This is a genomic window from Arthrobacter sp. KN11-1C, from assembly GCF_052180225.1.
In the GTDB taxonomy this organism is placed as follows: Bacteria; Actinomycetota; Actinomycetes; order Actinomycetales; family Micrococcaceae; genus Arthrobacter.
In genome coordinates this window covers 35,156-57,492 of the sequence record NZ_CP197467.1, presented here as the reverse complement: position 1 = coordinate 57,492, position 22,337 = coordinate 35,156, and the positions used below count along the sequence as shown (strand labels likewise).

21 protein-coding genes are annotated in these 22,337 nt (G+C 64.7%); 7 read left to right on the top strand and 14 right to left on the bottom strand.

The features are described from left to right. Positions 1-33 precede the first annotated feature (33 nt). Genes ACSBOX_RS00235 through ACSBOX_RS00220 form a run of 4 tightly spaced genes read right to left on the bottom strand, consistent with a single transcriptional unit; the run spans position 34 to position 3,947 of the window. Positions 34-729 carry a response regulator gene (locus tag ACSBOX_RS00235; RefSeq protein WP_442544266.1) on the bottom strand — a complete coding sequence of 232 codons (696 nt, stop codon included), beginning with the start codon at positions 727-729 and terminating at the stop codon, positions 34-36. Further along, positions 726-2,012 (bottom strand): sensor histidine kinase, encoded by a 1,287-nt coding sequence (locus ACSBOX_RS00230; protein WP_442544265.1) that lies wholly within the window; start codon positions 2,010-2,012, stop codon positions 726-728. The genes ACSBOX_RS00235 and ACSBOX_RS00230 overlap by 4 nt, the downstream gene beginning before the upstream one ends. A gap of 49 nt (positions 2,013-2,061) precedes the next feature. Next, the gene (locus ACSBOX_RS00225) at positions 2,062-2,952 is read right to left on the bottom strand and encodes an ABC transporter permease (RefSeq protein WP_442544264.1); all 891 of its coding nucleotides are present in this window, start codon (positions 2,950-2,952) and stop codon (positions 2,062-2,064) included. Continuing rightward, positions 2,949-3,947, bottom strand: coding sequence for an ABC transporter ATP-binding protein (locus tag ACSBOX_RS00220; protein WP_442544263.1), 999 nt, complete (start codon positions 3,945-3,947; stop codon positions 2,949-2,951). Before ACSBOX_RS00220 ends, ACSBOX_RS00225 begins: the two co-directional genes overlap by 4 nt. Before the next feature lie 386 nt (positions 3,948-4,333). Between ACSBOX_RS00220 and ACSBOX_RS00215 the strand changes: the two genes are divergently transcribed. From ACSBOX_RS00215 to ACSBOX_RS00200, 4 genes are read left to right on the top strand one after another with little or no spacing between them, the layout of a single operon-like run. Further along, positions 4,334-5,875: an efflux RND transporter periplasmic adaptor subunit gene (locus ACSBOX_RS00215; RefSeq protein ID WP_442544262.1), complete on the top strand. Its 1,542-nt coding sequence runs from the start codon at positions 4,334-4,336 to the stop codon at positions 5,873-5,875. Positions 5,876-5,881: 6 nt separating this feature from the next. Beyond that, positions 5,882-6,610, top strand: a complete 729-nt coding sequence (locus ACSBOX_RS00210) for an ABC transporter ATP-binding protein (protein ID WP_442544261.1) — start codon at positions 5,882-5,884, stop codon at positions 6,608-6,610. Further along, positions 6,607-7,851: an ABC transporter permease gene (locus tag ACSBOX_RS00205; protein ID WP_241707615.1), complete on the top strand. Its 1,245-nt coding sequence runs from the start codon at positions 6,607-6,609 to the stop codon at positions 7,849-7,851. Before ACSBOX_RS00210 ends, ACSBOX_RS00205 begins: the two co-directional genes overlap by 4 nt. 57 nt (positions 7,852-7,908) lie before the next feature. Next, positions 7,909-8,316, top strand: a complete 408-nt coding sequence (locus ACSBOX_RS00200) for a hypothetical protein (protein ID WP_442544260.1) — start codon at positions 7,909-7,911, stop codon at positions 8,314-8,316. Positions 8,317-8,401: 85 nt separating this feature from the next. Here the strand turns inward: ACSBOX_RS00200 and ACSBOX_RS00195 are convergent, their stop codons facing one another. The 9 genes from ACSBOX_RS00195 to ACSBOX_RS00155 form a co-directional block, all read right to left on the bottom strand. Further along, positions 8,402-9,595, bottom strand: a complete 1,194-nt coding sequence (locus tag ACSBOX_RS00195) for an MFS transporter (protein ID WP_442544259.1) — start codon at positions 9,593-9,595, stop codon at positions 8,402-8,404. Next, positions 9,592-10,362 carry a DeoR/GlpR family DNA-binding transcription regulator gene (locus ACSBOX_RS00190; protein ID WP_442544258.1) on the bottom strand — a complete coding sequence of 257 codons (771 nt, stop codon included), beginning with the start codon at positions 10,360-10,362 and terminating at the stop codon, positions 9,592-9,594. The genes ACSBOX_RS00195 and ACSBOX_RS00190 overlap by 4 nt, the downstream gene beginning before the upstream one ends. 404 nt (positions 10,363-10,766) lie before the next feature. After that, on the bottom strand, positions 10,767-12,449 hold the full coding sequence (locus tag ACSBOX_RS00185; protein WP_442544257.1) for an ABC-F family ATP-binding cassette domain-containing protein: 1,683 nt from the start codon (positions 12,447-12,449) through the stop codon (positions 10,767-10,769). Between the two features lie 47 nt (positions 12,450-12,496). Beyond that, the gene (locus tag ACSBOX_RS00180) at positions 12,497-13,072 is read right to left on the bottom strand and encodes a TetR/AcrR family transcriptional regulator (RefSeq protein ID WP_442544256.1); all 576 of its coding nucleotides are present in this window, start codon (positions 13,070-13,072) and stop codon (positions 12,497-12,499) included. Positions 13,073-13,095: 23 nt separating this feature from the next. Beyond that, positions 13,096-14,376, bottom strand: coding sequence for an FAD-dependent oxidoreductase (locus ACSBOX_RS00175; RefSeq protein WP_442544255.1), 1,281 nt, complete (start codon positions 14,374-14,376; stop codon positions 13,096-13,098). Between the two features lie 201 nt (positions 14,377-14,577). Beyond that, entirely contained in the window at positions 14,578-14,874 is a 297-nt protein-coding gene (locus ACSBOX_RS00170; RefSeq protein WP_442544254.1) for a hypothetical protein, read from the bottom strand. 172 nt (positions 14,875-15,046) lie between these two features. Beyond that, positions 15,047-17,038 (bottom strand): penicillin-binding transpeptidase domain-containing protein, encoded by a 1,992-nt coding sequence (locus ACSBOX_RS00165; protein ID WP_442544253.1) that lies wholly within the window; start codon positions 17,036-17,038, stop codon positions 15,047-15,049. A 133-nt stretch (positions 17,039-17,171) separates the two neighbouring features. Further along, entirely contained in the window at positions 17,172-17,828 is a 657-nt protein-coding gene (locus ACSBOX_RS00160; RefSeq protein ID WP_442544252.1) for a response regulator, read from the bottom strand. Next, positions 17,825-19,105, bottom strand: coding sequence for a sensor histidine kinase (locus tag ACSBOX_RS00155; RefSeq protein ID WP_442546088.1), 1,281 nt, complete (start codon positions 19,103-19,105; stop codon positions 17,825-17,827). Before ACSBOX_RS00155 ends, ACSBOX_RS00160 begins: the two co-directional genes overlap by 4 nt. Before the next feature lie 257 nt (positions 19,106-19,362). Between ACSBOX_RS00155 and ACSBOX_RS00150 the strand changes: the two genes are divergently transcribed. Continuing rightward, positions 19,363-20,454 carry an ABC transporter permease gene (locus ACSBOX_RS00150; protein ID WP_442544251.1) on the top strand — a complete coding sequence of 364 codons (1,092 nt, stop codon included), beginning with the start codon at positions 19,363-19,365 and terminating at the stop codon, positions 20,452-20,454. 33 nt (positions 20,455-20,487) lie between these two features. Further along, positions 20,488-21,216: an ABC transporter ATP-binding protein gene (locus ACSBOX_RS00145; RefSeq protein WP_442544250.1), complete on the top strand. Its 729-nt coding sequence runs from the start codon at positions 20,488-20,490 to the stop codon at positions 21,214-21,216. On the opposite strand, the gene ACSBOX_RS00140 is transcribed toward ACSBOX_RS00145, so the two are convergent. Further along, entirely contained in the window at positions 21,177-21,569 is a 393-nt protein-coding gene (locus ACSBOX_RS00140; RefSeq protein WP_442544249.1) for a winged helix-turn-helix transcriptional regulator, read from the bottom strand. The two genes, ACSBOX_RS00145 and ACSBOX_RS00140, sit on opposite strands and share 40 nt — an antisense overlap. 82 nt (positions 21,570-21,651) lie before the next feature. On the opposite strand from ACSBOX_RS00140, the gene ACSBOX_RS00135 reads away from it, so the two are divergent. Continuing rightward, positions 21,652-22,257: an NAD(P)-dependent oxidoreductase gene (locus tag ACSBOX_RS00135; protein ID WP_442544248.1), complete on the top strand. Its 606-nt coding sequence runs from the start codon at positions 21,652-21,654 to the stop codon at positions 22,255-22,257. The last annotated feature ends 80 nt before the right edge of the window (positions 22,258-22,337 follow it).

The following is a 22,337-nucleotide window of genomic DNA, read 5'->3' as shown; positions in this document are numbered from 1 at the left end:
CGCGGAGGTCGCCGGCCAGGCAGTATCCGCGTCCTAGTAATCCGGATTGCTCGGGATCACGAGCCCTGTTTCGTACGCGTAGACCACCACCTGGACCCGGTCCCGCAAGTGCAGCTTGGTGAGGATCCGCCGGACGTGGGTCTTGACCGTGGCCTCGGACAGGAAGAACTTGTGCGCGATTTCCGCGTTGGACAGCCCCCCGGCGATAGCCTCGAGCATCTCGGTTTCGCGGGGCGTCAATTCTTCGAGCAACGGATCGCGGGGCTGGGCCGTGGACTGTCCGGGCACACGGCCTCCGCGAACGTAGGTCTCCAGGAGCCGCTGGGTGACCCTCGGAGCCACCACGGCATCACCGCTTGCCACGAGTCGGACGCCCTGGACCAACTCGGCAGGGGCAACATCCTTGAGAAGGAAGGCGGAGGCGCCTGCCTGCAGGCCGGAGAACGCATATTCATCGAGGTCGAAAGTGGTCAGGATGATGATCCGGGCATTGGAAGCCGAGGCCGTGATCCGCCTCGTGGCTTCGATTCCATCCATGGCAGGCATCCGGACGTCCATGAGCACCACGTCCGGTTCCAGTTCCGCCACCTTCCGCACAGCCTCGGCGCCGTCCGACGCTTCGCCCACCACCTCGAGGTCGCCTTCGCCTTCCAGGATGAGCCGAAATCCCATGCGCAGCAGGGGCTGGTCGTCCACCAGCAGAACCCTGGTGGGAGCGTTGTCACTCATGATTTCCCCTTGTCGCCATTCCACTTCAGTTCCGCATGGACACGCCACCCGCCGGGAATGCCGGGACCGGCATCCACGGATCCAGCATAAATTCCCGCACGTTCACGCATCCCCGCGATGCCCTGGCCCGTTCCCAGTGCCGCCTCTTCGGTTCCCGGATCCCGGGAGCCCCGGCCGTCGTCGAGCACGTCGATGGTGACCGAGTCGCCGTCCCGCACGATCCGCACGTCCACTTGGCTGAGGGAGCGCCCGTACCTGAGCACGTTGGTCAGGGATTCCTGCACGATCCTGTAGACGGTGAGCTGGAACGCCGGGTTTTCAGGAAGGGCCGGTCCCGTGTGCGAATAGTGCAACGGCAGCCCCGCTGTCCGGAATCCATCCAGCAGCTTGCTCAGGTCGTGCCCGGAAACCAAGGGCTCCAGCGGGGCCGACTTGGCAGTGTCGTCCCGCAGTACCCCGAGGACGCGGCGCATATCGGCCAGCGCAGTCCTGCCGGTGCGGGAGAGTTCGCCGAGCACCTCGCCGGCGCGCTCAGGATCCTTCTTGACCACGACGGCGGCGCCGTCCGAGAGGCTGATCATGACCGTCAGCGAGTGGGCCACGACGTCGTGCATCTCCCGGGCGATCCGGTTCCGTTCGGTGACCGACCCCAAGCGGGCCGTGCGGGCTGCCCACGCCCTGATTTCGCTCTCATGCTCACGCCGCTGCCGCACCGAAATGCCGATGCCGGTGGCGATCAGGTTGGACAACAAAATGCTGACCGCGGCCGCGATGTTGCTGATGAGGTGGAAGTTCTCCGGAATCGCCTCTCCGTTGGACGGGGTAACCGGACTGGTCCACATGAAGAGATACACGAGGGTCAGCGGCAGGCTTGCGGCGCCAAACACTATCAACGCAAAGGTCCGCGCCCTCCCCACGGCCACGGCGTACAGCGCAAACCATAGTCCCGCCGAGACGTTCGAACCCCAGGGATTCAGCAGCGTCACAGCCACTTCGAGGACCGCAACGGCCGCTGTGACACTGAGCGGATTGCGGCGCCGAAGGAACAGGATGGCAGCGATGGCAACGAGGAGCAGGGCGGCGAACCACTTTCCGTCCACGATGGAGCTGATGAACGTGGCCAGTGCCAGCAACGAATAGCAAAGCACCACCACCGCGTCCATGACCCGCGGGTGCTCGAAGAGATAGCGGCGGATCCTGCCGCGGCGGCGCAGCGTGATTTCAGCAAAGGACGCGTCGGCCACGTGGGCCGACGCGTCCTGTGCTGGCAACTCTTCACTCATGGCTTGAGCCTAGCGGCCTTGCTTAGAGCAAGTGTGCCTGGAGTGCGAATCAGACGTCGCGCTTCTTGAGGGCGATGAGGGCAGGAACCATGAACAGGATGACGTAGCCGAGGAACACCAGGCCGCCCGCCCACGGATCCAGGGTGCCGTCTACGTGCCCGATCGACAGGAAGCGGCCACCGGCCTCACTGGGCAGGTACTGCGGGACGTACTTCCAAAAGTCACCGGGCGCGAGGCTAAGGAACTGACCGGCGAACGGGAGGACGAACATGATGCCCACCAGGACGGTGATGCCGCCAGCCGGGTTCTTCAGCAGTGTTCCGAGTGAGAGGCCGATCAGCGCAACACCGGAGACGTACAGGCCGCCGGTGAAGACGCTGTAGAGGACGCCGTCCGTGCTCCAACCGAGGTCAAGGGCGAAGTTGGCGAACATGGGTGAAGCCAACAGGAAGGTCACCACGCCGGCCACGACCGAAAGGACGTAGGAAACCACAACCAGCACCACGGCCTTGGCACCGAACGTGGAGAGCCTGCCCGGAGCAGCGTTCATGGTCGACCGGATCATGCCGGTGGCGTACTCAGAGGCGATGAAGAGTACGGCCAGCGATCCCATGACCAGGATGCCGATGTTGAGTCCGGCGTTCGGCAGGTTGTAGAGGTTGAACCCCGATCCCGGAGGGAAGGAGTCAACAGCCTGCTGCACCGTTTCCTTGTGACCCTGCCGGCCGACTTCGACCATCTGGTTGATGAAGTTCCAGCGGACCAAGGCGGACAGCAGGCCGATGCCGACAATGGCCACGAAGGTCAGGACCAGCAGGAGTTTCGTGCTCATGAGGGTCCGGAACTTGATGGCTTCGGAGTTCAGCACCCGGAGGAAATTGACGCCACCGGTCCCGGCTGACGGGGCCGCATGTTTCTTGCTGACAGTGGTGGTGCTCATGACTGGATCCCTTCCATGGTGGCAGCGGGGGTGGCGCCGACCCCGGCGGGGTTTGCGTCCAGCGGGCCGCCTGGTGCCGTCGGTCCACCGGTGATGTGCGAGTGGTACTCCACCTCGTCCTTGGTCAGCTGGAAATAGGCCTCTTCCAGCGACGACGTGAGCGGCGTGAGTTCGTAAACCAGCACCCGGTTGTCGAGGGCGAGTTCGGCGATGCGGAGCGGCTCCACCCCGTACACCTCAAGGGTTTCCCGTTCGTTCTGTTCCACGCGGACACCGTCGCGGGCCAGCAATTCGGACAAGCGCGTCGTCTCCGAGGTGCGGACCAGAGTGCGCTTGCGGGACTGGCTCTCGATCAGCGCATCCACCGTGGTGTCGGCGATGATCTTGCCGCGACCGATCACAATGAGGTGGTCCGCGGTCTGGGCCATCTCGGACATGAGGTGGCTGGAGATGAAGATGGTCTTGCCCTGGCTTGCCAGGTAGCGTGCAAGGTTCCTGACCCACTGGACGCCCTCGGGGTCGAGTCCGTTGACCGGTTCGTCGAGGATGAGCGTCTGGGGATCACCAAGGAGTGCGTTGGCGATGCCAAGCCGCTGGCCCATTCCGAGGGAGAATCCTCCGGCCTTCTTCTTGGCAACCGCGGTGAGGCCGGTCATCTCGATGACTTCCTCCACGCGGGAGTTCGGAATCCCGTGGGTTGCGGCCATGGCACGCAGGTGGTTGTACGCGCTGCGGCTGGTGTGCACCGCCTTGGCATCGAGCAGGGCTCCCACTTGGTGGAGCGGGGCTTTGTGCTGGGAGTAGTGCCGGCCGTTGACGGTGACATCGCCCGACGTCGGGCGGTCCAGGCCCATGATCATGCGCATGGTGGTGGATTTGCCGGCGCCGTTCGGGCCAAGGAAGCCCGTAACTTTCCCGGGCTGTACGGTGAAGCTGATTCCGTCCACGGCTGTCTTTGCGCCGTAGACCTTCCTCAAGCCTGTTGCCTCAATCATGGAAGCGTTCCCTCCGCTTGCTGCAGCTATGTGGTGACTGTAAGTACAACGCTAGCCACCGGGAGGGCCGAATTCGCCGGTCTCAGGGATGATTCAGGGGTCGCTCAGGGTAGTCCCTATGGATGATGCCGGCCTCGGCCAGGGGATCCCGCCACTTGGAAAGCATTAGTAAAGCGGTGAATATAACCAGCGCGGCATGCTTCGCATCCCACCGGACTACCGCCGGGTCGGATAGTCTGGGGGACGGCCGGTGGTCATTTGCCCGTGCACGCACCTCGCAGCCCCCGCGGGCATGGCCCAAGCGACACGCCGGGCGGGGTGTCACATTGGGCAAACCATCAGGTAGCACTCGGCATGCTCCAAGACAGCGACCATAGTCTTCGGGCATGCTCTCAAAACCTCAACTCATCAACAGCGGCATCGGGGTGGTCGTTGTCGGCCTTGCCGCCGGTGCCTTCTTCGTGCTGAACGGCGTGCCGCAGACGGCCTCAGACACCACCGCCCGCACCGTCGCGGTCAGCGCAGCGGACCTCACCGCCGTTTCTACCGCGAGCGGAAACGTCTCGCCCGCAAGCACCACGGTCATCAACGCGCAAAACTGCACCGGGCCTATCGCCACGGTCTCCGCGGTGACCGGCCAGCAGGTCACGGCCGGTCAGGTGCTAGTCACCATTGATCCGACGAACGCCCAGAACGCCCTGGCGGTTGCACAGGCCCAGCTGGATTCCGCCGCGGCGCAGGCAAACCAGCAGCAGGCTTCAGCCAGCAACCAGGTCGCTTCAGCGAGCCAGAGCCTCACCAACGCCCAGCAAACGGCCAACCTGGACGCGAGCCAGCAAGCCAGTGCCTTGGCCGCCGCGCAGACGGCAGTGAACAATGACAATGCAACTGTCGCCACGGCTCAGACCGCTGCCAGCGCCCAGCCCAACAGCCAGCCGGCCCAGAACGCGCTCAACGCGGCACAGGCCCAGCTGGCGAAGGACAACCAAGCACTGACCCAGGCAGCCAACCAGCAAGCCAGCTCGGCGCTCAAGGACAAAGAGCAGGTCGCCTCGGCCGCGACCGCCCTCAATTCCGCCCAGAGCGGTGGCGGCGCCACGTCCAACACGACCTCTGCCCAGATTGCGGTCGACACTGCGACCAAGAACCTGGCGGCCTGCTCACTCGCGGCCCCGGTTTCCGGTACGGTCACCGCCGTGAACGCCGTCGTCGGAGGCAACGCAGGAAGCAGCTCCGGCTCATCCGGCACCTCGGCTTCCGGCTCTTCCGGGGCGTCCGCTTCCTCCGGCAGCGCTTCCTCAAGCGCCGCGAGCACGTCGTCCTCGGGGCTGATTACGATCAGCGACACGGCGCACCTGCAGGTCATCGCCAACTTCGCCGAATCGGACATCGCCGCCATGAAGACCGGCGACTCAGCCACCTTCACTTTCCCGGCACTCAAGACCGACCCATCCGCGGCACCCGTCACCGGTACCATCACGGCAATCGCCCAGAACGCCACAACCACCAACAACGTGGTCAGCTACCCCGTGACGATCTCCATCAAGAACCCCCCGGCGGACCTCCGGCTCGGCCAGAGCGCAAACATCTCCGTGACCACGGCGAGCGCCAAGAACGCCCTGGCGGTGCCTTCGCTGGCCATCACCACCACCGGGACCAAGCAGACCGTCAATGTCATGAAGAACGGGACCACGACGGCGGTGACCATCACCACCGGGATCACGGACAACGGCCGCACCCAGGTGCTCACCGGACTCAGCGCGGGCGATCAGATTGAACTCCCGGCCATCTCCTCCACACTTGACACCACCGGCACCACCGGACGGACCGGCGCGGGCGGACTTGGCGGCACGGGCGGATTCGGTGGAACAGGCGGCGCCGGAATTACGGGCGGCGGCACCGGTGGCACACGCGGAAATGGCGGGTAATCAGCCGTGAACGACGCTGTCATCCAACTGGACTCCGTGAGCAAGATCTATGGCAAAGGCGAGGCCGAAGTACGGGCGCTTGATTCCGTCAGCATCTCCATTGACCGGGGCGACTTCGTAGCCATCATCGGTGCCTCGGGCTCCGGAAAATCCACGATGATGAACATCATCGGTTGCCTCGACGGCGCCACCCAGGGGACTTATCACCTGGACGGCATCGACACCGGGACCTTGGACGAATTCCAGCTCGCCCAGATCCGCAACCGGAAAATCGGCTTTGTCTTCCAAAACTTCAACCTGATACCGCGCACGCGGGCCGTGGACAACGTCTCCATGCCGCTCGCTTACGCAAAAGTGCACCGCAAGGAACGGCGCGAGCGGGCCTTGGAAGTGCTCGCTTCGGTGGGTTTGGCGGAGCGCGCCGACCATAAGCCTTCACAGCTCTCGGGTGGACAGCAGCAGCGTGTTGCCATTGCCCGGGCGCTTGTGACCAACCCCGTGCTGCTGTTGGCCGACGAGCCGACGGGAGCCTTGGACACCAAGTCCTCCCACGAAATCCTGGATCTCTTCGAGTCCTTGCACGCCAACGGCCGGACCATCGTGATGATTACCCACGAGGCAGACGTCGCGGCGCGGGCCAACCGCGTTGTGCGATTCCAGGACGGGCACATCATCGAGGACCACCGGCTTCGGGACGTCCACGCCCACCCGGTAGCGACGGCGGTGCCGGCATGATGATCGCCGAATCCGTTCGCTTCGCCCTGACAGGGGTGATGGCCAACAAGATGCGCTCCATCCTCACCACCCTGGGCATCTTGATCGGCATCGCATCCGTCATCATCCTGCTGGCCGTAGGCGCCGGAACCTCCAACGCCATCAAGACCCAGATCGGCAAACTGGGAACCAACGTGCTTACCGTGAGCCGCCAGACGACGGCCGGCGGCCGCGCCGCAGGCGGACAAGCCGTCACCGGTCCGCGGTCCCGTGGCACCAACCTCACGCTCCAGGACATGGCCGCGCTGACGGATCCCGTCATGGCCCCCGACGTCGCCGCAACGGCGCCGGTGGTCACGGCACAGAACGTCACGGGTACCTACCAGGACGCGACCCACGCGGTCGCAACGTTCGTGGGGACCACGCCGTCGTACTTTTCCATCTCGAACGACACGCTCGCGGCGGGATCCTATTTCAGCGACGGTGACGCCAGCAGCGGCACCGCAGTGGCCGTGATCGGCAACACCGTGGCGCAGGACCTGGTGGGCAGCTCGGTGACCTCGGCCGTGGGGCAGACCATCGCCCTCAATGGCCAGAACTTCGTGGTCTCCGGCGTCCTGGCCCAAAAGGGGTCATCAGGCCTCAACGATCCGGATGACATTGTGGTGATCCCCTACAGCGCAGCCCAGGACAAGTTCACCGGGTACTCGCCGTCGCTCGCCTCGATCACGGTCCAGGCGAAGTCGGCGGACGTGATGAACCAGGCCCAGAACGAGGTTCAAATGATCCTCGATGCCAGGCACAACGTCACTTCCGCCAACCGTGACTACCAAGTGCGGAACCAGGCGCAGATCCTTACGACGGCCACCACCACCACAGCCACCCTGACCGTCCTCTTGGGAGCCGTGGCCGGCATTTCGCTCCTGGTGGGCGGAATCGGCGTCATGAACATCATGCTCGTCACGGTCACCGAACGTACCCGCGAAATCGGCATCCGCAAGGCGATCGGAGCTTCGCGGGGCAGTATCGTGAGCCAATTCCTGATCGAATCGCTCATCATTTCGCTGATCGGCGGAGTGCTCGGAATCGCCGCAGGCTACATCGGCAGCGCCTTCCCCCTGCTGGGAACACAACCCGAAGTCCAGTGGTGGACCGTGTGGCTGTCGTTCCTGGTATCCGCGGCGATCGGCCTGGTATTCGGAATCTACCCGGCCAACAAGGCGGCGAAACTCCGGCCGATCGACGCCCTGCGGTACGAATAGCCGCCCACAGTTCCACTCCCCAGCAACTAAAGAAAACAGCCAACAGGAGATCCCTAAATGTCCTATTCAGCACCGGAGCCCGGCCCCACCAACCAGCCGGAGCCCCAGCAGCCCTACACCCAGCAGCCGTACGCCGGACAGCCGACCGCGGTCCTGCAAGCCACCGGCCAGGAACCCAGCGGACAGGGCTGGGGCCAACCCCAGCAGTCGGAGCCGTTCGTGCCCAAGAAGCGCTTCAAGATGGGTCGCTTGACGCAGATCCTCCTTGCAGTACTTCTGGTTGTCGTTGGGTTCTTTGCCGGCGTCGGCGTCACTAAGGCAATGGACGCGGGCCAGGCCCGTCCTGGCCGCGGACAGTTCCAGAACTTCAACGGCGGCCAAGGCCGGAACCGGCAAAGCGGCGCTCCCAGCAACGGCGCATCGCCGACCGCCATTCCTTCTGCGCCCGCCACCTCGGCGCCGTAGCCACCGCCGCCGTAGCCACCCAACTGACTCGCAGTTGTTGTCGTTTTGACGCTTCATAACGACAACAACTGCGAGTCAGTTGCTTTTAACTGTCTTTAACGAGGGGCTTCGCGGCGCCAGCCAGCCAGAGGGCAATCAGGATCGGCACACCGATGGCAAGCAGGGCCATGTGGATGCCTGTGTGGTCGCCTAGGTAACCGAGGAGCGGCGGGCCGGCGAGAAACGCCACATAACCGATGGTCGAGACCACCGAAACGCGTGCGGCTGCGCGTTTCGGATCATCGGCAGCAGCGGACATGCCCATCGGAAAGGCCAAGGCTGCGCCGATGCCCCAAAGGGCCGCACCTGCCCCGGCTAGGACCAGGTTTCCCGCGAAGACGAAGAGCGCCAGGCCCACTGCAGCGGCGGCCATGCTGACCCGCAGCACGGTTACGCGCCCGAACCTGTCAATCGCCCGGCCGCCAAAGAAACGCATGAGTGTCATCGCGGCCACAAAGAGCGCGAACAGAAGAGCGCCCGTCGATTCGGAAGCATTCAGGCCGTCCACCGAGGCCTTGGCGATCCAGTCGTTTCCGGCACCTTCCGTGAGGGTCGCCCCGAGGACCACGACGCCGATCAACAGGGTGCGGGAGTCCCGCCAGGCCGAGGGGCCCTTCACGGCGGGCGCGCCGTCGTCGGGCGCCGTTCCCGTGGTTTCGTGGGGCATGAAGTAACGCGGCGCGGTCAAGGTGAGAAGAACCACGACGCCGGCAATGACCAGCAAGTGCTCCGGAAGTCCGACGCCGATCTGGGAAAGCCACGCACCAATCAACGCACCCACAAAGGCGCCCCCGCTAAAGGCCGCGTGGAACTGCGGCATGATGGTGCGCCCGAGGCGATGTTCGACGTCGGCCCCTTCGATATTCTGCGAAACGTCCCATAGTCCTACCCCCACGCCGAAGAAAAACAGCGCCAGCGCGGTGGCGGCCACGGAGCCAGCCATCAAGGAGAACGCGATGGCCGCTCCGGCCGAGGCGGCGAGCAGACCGGCAGCGCGGACGGTATTGGCCGTGCCGATCCTGCCGACAACCCATCCCGCGGAGGGCAGCGCCACAAGGGACCCGAGGGCGGTGCACAGCAGCAGGGTGCCCATCTGGCCGGACGTCAGGTGCAGGGTCTGCGTGACGGCGGGTATCCGGGCCGCCCAACTGGCAAAAACCAGGCCATTCATGCCGAAGACCAGGAAAGTGGCGATTGCCGCGGCTTTGACGTTCGGGGCGGTTCGGGTGCTGGTGGTCATACAATCACAACTTCCACGGAGAGATTTTCAAGTAGGGTGCGTTCTTCAATGCTTGGCTTCCGGTCCGTCACAATGACATCTACCGCGTCCATGGCTGCAACCAGAGCCACGGCCTGTGCATTCCATTTACTTCCCGTGCAGGCCACGATCACCCTGCCGGCCGATTCCAGGCCCGCCCGTTTGATCGCGGCGTCCTCGAGATCGTGCGCCAGCAGGCCGTCCTTGAGGTTGACGGCACACGGCGTGACGATCGCGGCGTCGAAACGCAAGGAGCGGATGTTGGCCTCTGCCATCGGCCCCCGGAACGACTGCTCGCCGGGAACCAGGCTGCCGCCAGGCAACAAGAGACCGGGACGCCGTCCAGAGGGAAGGTCGGCGGCCAGGAATTCCACCGCACGAAGGGACATCGGCATCACGGTCAGTTCCCGCTGCGCGAGCCGGCGCGCGATCTCCGTGGCCGTTGAACCGCTGTCCAGCCACACGTGGTTGCGGTCGCGGATCAACCGTTCGACGCCGACGGCGATTCTCTCCTTCGCGTCCTGGTCCTCGAGTTCGCGCTGCCCATAGCCCGGGTTGTCGCCGCGGTCCACGAGGCTGCGGGCCCCGCCATGCACCCGGCGCAGCACGCCGTGGGAAGCGAGGATTTCCAGGTCGCGCCGAATAGTGGCCCCCGAGGCTCCGCACTCGGCAACAAGCTCGTCAACGGTGACCTCTTCGCGCTCACGCAGCAGCTCGCCAATGAGCCGATGGCGGTCAGCAGTTCTCATGTTCATATGCTATCCAAGAATGAGCATATAATCATCATCCATGATCATATGGGCGCGTGTTTTGCGCGAGCGAGCAGCGCAGACGCCCGCTCACCAATACGGCACTTCCGGCAAACGCCCGCTCACCAACGACGACTTTCGGGCAAACGCCCGCTCACCAATGAGGGGTTTCGGGCAAACGCCCGCTCACCAATGAGGGGTTTCGGGCAAACGCCCGCTCACCAATTCCAGACATGAGCGAGCGTTCCCAAAAACCCACCAGACATGAGCGAGCGTTCCCGAAAAACCCACGAAAGGTGAGCGAGCGTTCCGAAAAAACGCGCCATAGGTGAGCGAGGGTTCCAAGACGCGGAACGGCGTCGCGCGTTCCCGCGCCCGCCGCCCCCACTTGAGTCGCCCGAAGGCTAGCGAGCCCGCTCTACCCGGGACTCGTCCCAGACGGGCTCGCCGGATTCGTAGACCTTGCCGTCGGATCCGAAGACGAGGAAACGGTCGAAGGACTTCGCGAACCACCGGTCGTGCGTGACGGCAAGGACGGTGCCCTCGAACGCATCAATGGCACGTTCCAAGGCTTCGCCCGAGTGCAGGTCCAAGTTGTCGGTCGGTTCGTCCAGGAGAAGGAGCGTGGCACCCGACAGTTGGAGGAGCAGGATCTGGAAACGCGCCTGCTGCCCGCCGGAGAGCGACTCGTACTTCTGTTCGGCCGAGCCCACCAGCCCGTAGGAGTCGAGCGCGCCGGAAGCGGCCTCGCGGCCCAGCCCGGAACGGTGTTCGTCACCCCGGTGCAGGATGTCCAGGAGCGTCCGGCCGAGAAGATCCGGGCGGGAATGGGTCTGCGCGAAGAATCCGGGACGGATCCTGGCACCCAGCTTGACGGTTCCCTCGTGCGGAACTTCGGCGATCTCGACGTCGGAAACGGGCAGGTGCTCGCGCTCCGGGTCGGTACCGCCGGCAGCGAGGAGCCGCAGGAAGTGGCTCTTGCCCGAACCGTTGGAACCCAGCACGCCCACGCGGTCGCCGAACCAGATTTCGGTGGAGAACGGCTTCATCAGGCCCGTAAGTTCAAGCTTTTCAGCCACCACGGCACGCTTGGCCGTCCGGCCTCCCTTGAGGCGCATGTTGACGTTCTGCTCCAGCGGCAAGGCCTCGGGCGGCCCTGCCTCCAGGAACTTGGCGAGTCGCGTCTGGGCAGCCTGGTACTTGTTGGCCATGTCCGAGCGGAACGCTGCCTTGGTTTTGTACATGATGACGAGTTCCTTGAGCTTCAGGTGCTCCTCGTCCCAGCGTTTGCGCAGTTCCTCGAAGCGCGCGTTGCGGTCGATGCGCGCGTCCACGTAGGTGCCGAAGCCGCCGCCGTGCACCCAGGCGCCGGCGCCGTTGATGCCGGGTTCCAGGGTCACGATGCGGCCGGCGGCGTTGTTGAGCAGCTCGCGGTCGTGGCTGATGAAGAAGACTGTCTTCTTGGATTCGTTGAGCTTGCTTTCGAGCCAGCGCTTGCCCGGAACATCGAGGTAGTTGTCCGGTTCGTCGAGGAGCAGGAGCTGATCCGGTCCGGAGAACAGTGCCTCAAGCACCAAGCGCTTCTGCTCGCCTCCCGAAAGGCTCGACGCCGGGCGGTGCTGTGCGCGGTCAAAGGGGATGCCGAGTGCGGCCATGCAGACTTCGTCCCAGACGGTCTCGACGTCGTACCCTCCGGCGTCTCCCCAGTCCACGATTGCCTGGGCGTACCGCATTTGGGTGGGCTCGTCGTCGTGCTCCATCATGGCGAGTTCGGCGTCCTCGACCGCCTTGGCGGCCGCAGCGAGGGCCGGCGGCGCAGCGGAAACGAGCAGGTCCCGCACGGTGGATTCATCGCGGACCTGGCCGACGAATTGGCGCATGATGCCCATGGTGCCGGAACGCCCCACCACTCCTTCGTCAGGCGTGAGGTCGCCGGCGATGATCTTGAACAGGGTGGTCTTTCCCGTTCCGTTGGGCCCAATCAGGGCTGTTTTGCTGCCGTCCGGGACCTTGAAGGTCACGCCGTTGAGCAGTTGGGTGCCGTCGGAGAGGAAGTAGTCGATGCCTGAAACGTCAATATGGGCCACGCGTTCAATCTTCCCACGGACTGCGGGGGACTCCTCAGCCGCCCATCTCAGGCCGGCAGTTCCGCACCAACGGCGCCCGTGAGATACCGCTGGATGGTCGGCCCGAGCGCTCGGACGACGACGGCGTGCGGCGCCGAGGCGATGGGCTCCAGTTTGACGAGGTAGCGGGTCAGGATGAGTCCGGAAAGTTGCGATGCCACCAGGTTTCCGCGCCACGACGCCTCTTCCCCGGGCACTCCGAGGCCGGCCAAAAGCGGGTTGATGGCGCGGTTGAGGATGAACTCGCGGACCAGCGCGGCACTCCACTCGTGTTGCATCGCCGTCCGCAGAACCGCGACGCCGGCCGCCCCCGCGGGCGAGTCCCACACGGTCAGGACGCGCATCACCAACCTCTCCCCGACCCCTTCCCGCGGCCCGCCAAGGACCTCCGCGATGTGGTCCTTGGGGTCCACGGGCAACTCGAGGGCAGCCATGAACAGCTGTTCCTTCGTTCCGAAATGGTGGTTGATCATGGACGGATCCACGCCGGCCTCGGCCGCGATGGCCCGGACAGTCGCGGCATCATATCCTTTACGGCTGAACTGTTCGCGGGCCGCACTGAGAACCGCGTCCCGGCTGCTCACGTGTCCCGGGCGGCGCCCCCTGTTCACACCGGTTTCCGGTTCGCGGCGGCTTTCCGGCGCGCAAAGTCCGGGGCATGTTCCGGCCGCGGCCCGAAAGCGATCATGAGGGCTGGGAGTTTCCGGAACCACGGCACGTGGCGGGCGATAAAGACCACCGGACTGGGCGGCCCCATCAACTCGCCTTTCACCGCTGGACCGAAAACGGCTTTCTGGATGAGGAGCTGCACATTCTGGATCACCACCGTGGGGAACCAGCGCCGCTTCTGCACCGAGGAGAGGTCGGCTTCGCCCAAGGTGCCCTGAAGCAATGGGCGGGCAAGGCGCTGGGCTGCCGCGACGGCGTCCTGGATGGCCAGGTTGATCCCCACACCGCCTGCGGGCGACATGGCGTGGGCGGCGTCTCCGATGAGGAGCAGCCCGGGTTTGTGCCATGGCTTGATCCGGTTGAGCTTCACATCGAGCAAATGGAGATCGTCCATGGACCTGATTTCGTCCACGCGGTCCGCCAGGTCCGGGCGGATGCGGGCCACGCGTGCGCGGAAACTTTCCACCCCTTCGGCACGCAATTTCGGGTCATTGCCCTTCTCCGCGATGTAGGCGATCTGATAGAAGTCCTTGCGGGTCAGGCTGAGGAGCACATCGTCACCGGAGAAGCGGGGCATGATCGAAGCCAACTGTTCCTGTTCATCGGCACGCCGGGACAGCCTGAACCACCAAGTGTCGAACGGCACGGGGAACTCCCGGGGGACCAGGCCAGCCTTCTGCCGGAGCACCGAGCCGCGGCCGTCACATGCCACCGTCAACGTCGCGCGAAGCTCGCCCGTTCCGGTTTCGACGCCGGACGCCGCGTCCCGGGTGCGGTAAGCCACCCCGGCGACTTTCCCGCCGTCGTCGTACAGCAAGTCCGTGGCCTCGGTGTTCATCCGGAGCGTGAACTGCGGCTCTTGCTGTGCGGCGTCCACCAGGAAGTTCAAGAGGTCCCATTGCGGAACCATGGCTACGTAATCGTAGGGCGGCTTGAGCCGGTCGAAGTCGGCCAAGGTCACTTCCTTGCCGCCCGCGGGGAGCCTGAAATTGCCGAGCTTGCTTTGGGGCAAGGCCCGGAATCCTTCGCCCAGCCCAAGCTCATCCAACAGTCGGATGGTGGAGGCATGTACGGTGTCGCCGCGGAAGTCGCGCAGGAAGTCGGCATGCTTTTCGAGGACCGTGACCCCGACGCCGGCCCGGGCCAGCAGGAGCCCGAGCATCACCCCCGCAGGGCCCCCGCCAACGATGAGGCATGTGGTGTTTTCAGGCTGGTCCATGGCCACTCCCGGAGTTGAACTTCATTCCGCAACTAATTCAACAAGCGTTGAATTAAGTGTGCACCCGCCTTGAGGTCGTGTCCAGAGGCTGCGACGCCCCAGCAATGCGCGCTCACATATGCGCCCCGTTTGAGCAACGCGCGCTCACATATCGCGCCGAAATACCGTGTGGCTGAGTCTGCCGCAGTCAGGAATGTTCCGTTACGGGCCGGTGTGGACGGGGTACGGGGTGTGTGGCAAATTCGAGATGATCGCTGCGAACAGGACAATGTAGGCGACGAAAAACAGGACCCATAAGGTGAACAGCCCGATCCCCACCCGACCGAGGATCTTTCCTTCCTGGGCCGCTACCCCGAATCCCTCGGCTTTCTTCGCCTGCACAATCGCCAAGGGGCCGAACACGACGCCTAATGAGAAGATTCCGATCACGCCGAACACGGCCGCCAGGCGTGCGTGCCTCATGCCCTCCATGTACCACTGCAACTGGCCCATGCTCACGGGACGTTGATCGGACGGCGGTGGGTAAGCGGACTGAAATCCTTGCTGCGGCGTCGACATGGGTTCCCCTCGTTGCTGTTGCTCTTCGGCGTTACCTTCCAACAGAAGGCGCGGCGTGACAGCCTGAGAATACGTCCATCCAGAGAACGAACACCAGCGGTCTGCGGACAGCTCAGCCGGCGGCAGTCAGGAACGACTTGAGCAGCGGACCGCTGGTTGTCGCACCGAGGCCGCCGTCTTCCACGAACACTGCGACTGCCAGGTCTCCATGCACTGCAACGATCCAGGCGTGGGTCTTGGGCGGGTTGTCGTTTCCGAATTCGGCCGTTCCGGTCTTCGCGCCAACGGGCGCCCCGGGCACTGACGCGAGGAAACCGGCGTGGCCGGAGGTCACCACTGCCCTCATCATGTCGGTCAGCGCGGCTGCTTCAGCCGGGGTGACCGGTTTGTCGGACGCTGCCGCGGTGGGGGACACCGCGGTGGGGGACGCCGACGACGACGGCGAGCCAGACGGCGTCGGCGTGGCACCTGCGGAGGGCGGGACTGCGCCGGGGTTCAGGACGAGTTGCGGCGACACCGGCGCGCCGTGGGCCACCGATGCGGCCATGATGGCCGCCGCGAGCGGGGAAAGAAGCACTTTGCCCTGGCCGATCATCGATGCTGCGTGCTCGGTGCCGTCAGCGTTTCCCGGTACGGAGCCCAGGAAGGCGTCGGCCCCCAGCTTCGGGGCTTGTACCGCCACTCCCAGAGAGGTTGCCGCAGACTCGAGCTGGGCTTGGCTCACTTTGTCGCGGGTACTGATGAAGGCCGTGTTGCACGAATGGGCAAAAGCGTCGCGCAATTCAACAGAGCCCAGGGACGACACGGGGTAGCCTTCGGCGTTCTTGAAGGTCCGGCCATCCACCGTAATTGTGGGCGTGCACTCAACCTTGGAATCCGGCGTCATTCCATTGCGGATCAAGGCGAGGGAATCGACGATCTTGAACGTGGAACCCGGCGCGTACTGACCGAGCATTGCCGTGTTGTAGCCGTTGCTTCCGGGACCGGACGCCGCTGCGAGGACGGCACCGGTGGAGGGCCGGAGTGCCACAATTGCCGAGGCCGGCCCGACACCGGCCAGGGTGTCTTCGGCGAGCTGCTGCAAGCGCGGATCCAGGGTGGTCTTCAACGGATCGCCGGGCTTCGCATTGACGGCAAAAAGCACTCGGCGCGGATCCGGATTTGCTGCCTTGATCTGGTCGTCGGTCATGCCTTGCGGCCGGGTCTTGATGGAGACCCCGTCCTGGCCTCGGAGTTGCGTGTCATATTGCTCCTGCAGGCCACCGGATCCGACTGTGTCTCCCACCTTGAGGGCACCCCCGGACTTTTGGATCTGTTCCGCGCTTGCCTCAGCCGCGGTACCCAAGACGGCGCGGGCAAAGGTGCGGGTTGGTGCCAAAGGCAGAAAATCGCGGATGCCTCGGGCGCCGGGAATCGCGGCAATCTGCTGGTCTGTCACCGTCCGGCTGCCGTCCTCGCGCAGCGTGATGGCACTGACGAAGGCTTGTGCGCCGGACGCCTGGACCTGTTTCACAAACGCGGCCTCGTCCACACCCACCAGTTGCGCGAGCTTCGCCGCCGACGCTGCAGGATCGGCCGATCCAATCGTTGTCTTATCGATCCCCACGTGAACCACCGGACGGTAGCTGACCAATTTCGCGTCCCCTGCGCCGAGGATGTCGGCCCTGGACGGCGTATTGACAGTCTTGTCCAGAACCTCGCCGTCCTTAAGGTCCGGCTCCAAGAGTGCCGAATTCCATTGGACCGTCCATTTGTCGCCCGATTTCTTCAGTGCTGCCTGGGAGGTGTACTTCCACTCCGCGGTCCCGATTTTCCACGTGAAGTTGAGCGGGACCGATGCTTTGTCGCCGTCGAGCGTCACCGCACCGATCTCAACGGAAGGCTTGGCCGGATCGAGGGCCGCGAACACCGCTTTGAGCTGCTCGTTTGCCGCCGCGGCGTCCTTGCCGTCAACGGCTAGCGATCCGACGTCGAGCGCCGCCAAAGAAGACGCGAGCTGCTTGGCCGCGCCCTCCGCCCCGGAGCGGCCGTCATCGCAAGAAGTCAGCGACCCGGCAATCATCAGGGCGGCAAGCCCCAGGACAATGTTTTTAGTTTTCCCCATTTGCGCCATTATGCCTTCTTGGGCCGACAGGAATGATCCAAATCACAGCACGTTGCGCTTTTGTGATGCTTCAGGCGTTCACGAACGGGACGCACCTACCTCACCCGCCAGGCACCCGGGGTGCGCGCCGATCCTACTGGCTGCGGATGATCCTGCGCTGGGTCGCCACCGCGATGGCCGCAGTCCGGTTGTCGACGCCGAGCTTGCCGTAAATATGCACCAAATGGGTCTTGACTGTGGCCTCGGAAATGAACAGTTGCCTCGCCATCGCACGGTTGCTCATCCCAGTGGCAAGGAGCTCCACGAGTTGCACTTCACGAGCACTCAAGGCGTTCACCGGATTGCGGATCCGCCCCATGAGCCGGGCGGCAACCTCCGGCGCAAGGGCCGTCTGACCCGCCGCCGCAGACACCACGGCCTGCCGGATTTGCTCAGGCGGCGCGTCTTTGAGCATGTATCCGCTGGCACCGGCCTCAACTGCGGCGAGGATGTCGGCGTCGTTGTCGTAGGTGGTCAGGATCAGGACCGGCGGCGGGGGAGTCCCGGCTTCCCCGGCTTTGATCTTGCCCGTGGCGGTGACGCCGTCCATGCCAGAGCCCATTTGCAAGTCCATGAGAACCACGTCCACGGGTTCGCCGAGGGTGTGGAGCTTCGACAGTTCCGCCAATGCGGCGGCGCCGTCGGCCGCTTCCGCCACCACGTGGACGCCTTCGAAGTCGGCAAGCATGGCCCGGAGCCCCGCGCGGACCACGGGATGATCGTCAACGAGCAAGACCCTGATAGTGGTCACAGAGTCGCCTCCAGGGCTCCGTTGCCGGGACCCAGCGGCAGCCGGATTGCCACCACGGTCCCCTCCCCGGGTGCCGACTCGACGTCGAGCGTTCCATTCAGGGCCGCGAGCCGCTCGCGCAGGCTTTTAAGCCCGACGCCGGTTCCGTCGCCGCGGGTTGCGGCGGCATCCGCCGCGGCGGGATCGAAGCCCGCACCGTCGTCGAACACGTCCATCGTCACCTCGGCGTCCAGGAAGGACAGGGTCACGACGGCGGTGCTCGCCTGTGCATGCGCCCACACGTTCGCCAAGGAAGACTGAGCCGCCCGCAACAGGGTGGTCCGGTATGGGTTGGGCAGAGGCACCGGCGTGCCCTGGAGCTCGAAGCGGCAGCGCAGCGTGGCTCCGCGGGCGGAGGCCTCGGCCTCGGTCTTGGTGCAGAGGCGTCGCAGGGTATCCGCCAGCTCTGACTCATCCAGTTCGGGGGATCCAAGACCGCGGACGAAGTTGCGGGCCTCCGCCAGGTTGCTGGCTGCCGTCTCCCGGACGGTCCTGAGCCGGTCGCGGGCCGCGGCGTTGTCACCGGCGTCGAGCGCTTTCTCCGCCGAGCGCCCCATCAGGACGATGCTCGAGAATCCCTGCGCCAGGGTGTCGTGGATTTCGCGGGCGAGCCTTTCGCGCTCTGCCAGCACCCCGGCGTCGTGCTGGCTTCGTGCCAATTCCGCCCGGGTACGGCGCAATTCCTCAGCGGCAAGGCGTTGGTTCTCCGCCTCGACGTAGAGCGCTCGATACGCCAGGCCGGTGACAACCGCGAAAGCGGCCCCGAAAACAGGCCCGAGGACCATGGCAAGTTGCAAGGCATCCGCCCCGGCGCCACGGTTATGGAACCACATCGCCGCGATCAGGAGTGCGGTGCTGGCAGCGATCGCGGGCAGGGCGAAGCGCCGCGGCAGGATATGCAGCTGCAGGAAGAACAGCGGGAAGGCTATCCACGCGAAGTCCGGACTGATGAGCATGAGCAGCAGCCATAGGAGTCCAACGACGGCGAGCCACCAGCGTGCGTATGGCTTCGGATTGAAACGCTCGGAATGGCCGGCGTGGCGCTTCTCGAGAACCGTCCCTGCGAGGTAGACAGCAGCCAGTAGCAGCGAAAGTCCTAGGCCTGCCCCGGTGGCGAAAGGCGAAAGGCCCGCGACTGCAAGCCTGACGATTGCCACCAACAAAAGCACCGCAAAACCGACGTGCAGGCTGACGCGCAGGACCCGCAAAATCACGGCGGAGCCATTCGGCTGCGTCATGTCACCCGGTTGCTGCCGCGGCGCAGGCGGCGCGGCGACTTGCTGCGAATCGTCTCCCTGCATGCCCTCCAGCGTAGCCTCGCCCTCCGACACTTTTGCCCCGTTTCCGCCGTATTCGGCTCCAATCAACCAAACGGTTGATCCCGCAGTCAACCAAGGCGATCGGTTGGGTCCATCCACTTCCCGATGTTTCAGCCGCCAACTGCCCGGAGAGTTGAAACAGGACCAGAAAATCGCCTCCGAACCAAAGGAATTCCATGTTTCTCGCCGTGCGCGACATCCGCTTCGCCAAGGGCCGCTTCGCCCTCATGGGAAGCGTCGTCGCCCTCATCACACTCCTCCTCGTCATGCTCTCCGGGCTGACCGCGGGCCTAGGCAACCAGTCGACGTCGGCCATTTCGGCCCTTCCGGCGCAGCAAATCGCCTTCGGCGCGCCAGCCGGGGGCGAGGCCAAGGCCTCCTACACGGAATCGGAAGTCTCCAACAAGCAGCTCGAAGCCTGGCGGAACCGGCCGGGTGTTGCTTCTGTCGAAGCGGTGGGTATCACCCAGACACGGTTCCAGTCCCTCGATTCCTCCAATAACGCCGCCGGCACCGCCAACATCGCGGTCTTCGGGGCCGACGGCGGCATCTCGCCAGTGCCGGTCAAGGAAGGCGAGGTGGTGGTCGGTGAGGCCTTGTCGAAGGAACTCGCGCTGAGCACTGGGAGCCACGTGAGTGTGGGCGGTACCAGCCTGAAGGTTTCCGCCATCACCCAGGACGAGTGGTACTCGCACACCGGGGTTGTCTGGACTTCCCGGGCAACGTGGCAAAAGCTCGCACATATTCCTGCCGGGGAATCGATCGGGACGGTCCTCGCGGTGAACTACGACGCCGGAGCCTCCGTGGACGTCGACGCCGCCAACGCTGCGGCTGGCACAGTCAGCGCCACGCCCAGTGGCTCGTTCCAGGCCCTCGGCTCCTACAAGAGCGAAAACGGCTCTCTCATGCTGATGCAGGCCTTCCTCTACGGCATCTCTGCGCTTGTCATCGTGGCCTTCCTGACCGTCTGGACTGTCCAGCGCACGCGCGACATCGCAGTGCTCAAGGCCATGGGTGCCTCGTCCGGCTACGTGGTGCGGGACGCCTTGGTCCAGGCAGGAATCGTCTTGCTCGCAGGGGCGGGACTGGGCGGCGGCGTTGGCGTGGTCGGCGGCTTCTTTGCCTCCAAGGCTGCCCCGTTCCTCGTGACTCCACTGACGACGCTCGTCCCGATTGCCGGAATCGTGCTCCTCGGACTTGGCGGCGCGGCGCTGGCAGTACGCAGCATCACCAGGGTGGATCCGCTTATCGCCCTCGGCGGCAACTAGGCCATTTCCTAATATTCCCAGAAAGGCATATTCATGAATCCAGTACTAAACCTCGTCAATGTCACCCTGGAGTACCCCGACGGAGACTCCACCCTCAAGGCCTTGGATGCCGTGGATCTGCGCGTGGACGCCGGCGAGTTCTTTTCCCTCGTGGGCCCGTCGGGCTCCGGGAAGTCGTCGCTTCTGGCCGTGGCGGCAACACTCGTCCGGCCGGGTTCCGGGCTCGTCATCATCGACGGCATTGATGCCACAGGACTCAAGGACACGGAACTGACTTCCCTGCGCCGGGAAAAGGTGGGCATCATCTTCCAGCAACCCAACCTCCTGCCGTCGCTGACCGCCGTCGAGCAGTTGATCATCGGCGACCACTTCCGGGGGAAGCCGTCCAAAGCGGCACGGGAGCGCGCTACGGAACTGCTCGACGTCGTCGGGCTCGGGAGTTCACTCAACAAGAGGCCGCACCAGCTCTCGGGAGGCCAGCGGCAGCGCGTGAACATCGCCAGGGCGCTCATGGGCCAGCCCCGGGTTCTGCTCGTCGACGAGCCGACCGCGGCCTTGGATCACGAGCGCAGTGGATCGATCGTGCGGCTGCTGCGTCAAGTCACTGACGAGTTCGCGACGGCGACCGTCATGGTCACGCACGACACCGAATTCCTGCCGCTCACCGACTCCGTGGCAACCATGCGGGACGGACGCCTCAGTGCGGGCGAGAGCGCGAAGGGTCAGCCTCGGATGACGGCCTCGTCCTGGGCATCGTCATAGGCATCGCGGGCCTTGAGAATGCTGGGCACGTGGTCTTCGGCCCAGAGACGCAAAAGTGTCAAGGGCTCCAGCAGGGAAGCTCCAAGCTCGGTCAGTTCATAGTCGACGCGAGGGGGCACCTGCGCGTGGACAGTCCGGGTGATGAGACCGTCGCGCTCCAGGGTTCGAAGGGTCTGGGTGAGCACCTTCGGCGTCACTACGTGGACCACCTTGCGGAGCTCGGAGAATCGGATCGGGCCATCTGCAAGGACTTGAACCACCAATGAGGCCCACTTGTCGCCGATGCGTTGAAAGATCACCCGCGACGGGCAATCAGGGTCGAGGATGTTTGCTGGCAGATCATTGGTATCCATGAGGTAACTAAGTTCCTTTGAAGCTATCAGTATCAATTAGATACTGTTTTCATATTGCAAGGATAGCAACCCAAGGAGAGTCATGAAAATCGCAGTTTACGGCGCCACAGGCATGGTCGGAAGCCAGATCGTCAACGAATCCCTCAGCCGCGGCCACGAAGTCACCGCCATATCCCGCAAGGGTTCAGAGGTTGCCGGAGCGAAGGCCCTCGCCGCCGATCAAGCGGATGGCCAGAGTTTCGCGGCGATCGCCAAAGAGCACGACGCCGTCATCCTCGCCACCGGTCCCAGCCGCACCGGCGGAGACCACGGGGAGTGGCTTGCGGCAATGGACACCGCCTACAGCAACGCAGAAGGCACACGGCTCATGATCGTCGGCGGCGCAGGCACCCTGGAGATCGACGGCGTCCGCCTCCTCGATTCGCCCGACTTCCCTGAGGCGTACAAGGCCGAAGCAACCACGGCCGCCGCAGCTTTCGCCGCCGTCAAGGAAGCTCCCGAGAGCCTGGACTGGACCGTACTCGCCCCCGCGCCAGTCATCCAGCCGGGTGAGCGCACGGGAACATACTCCACTGCGAAGGATTCCCCGGCCGGCAACACCATCTCCACACAGGACTACGCCGTGGCCATGCTGGACGAAATCGAGGCTCCGGCCCACCGCCGCGCACGCTTCACCGCAGCCAACTAGCCCAACGCCCGCTCACATATAGACGCCCTTTTCCAAACGCCCGCTCACATCTGAAGAAAAGCGCCGGCCGCTCGTGCGCG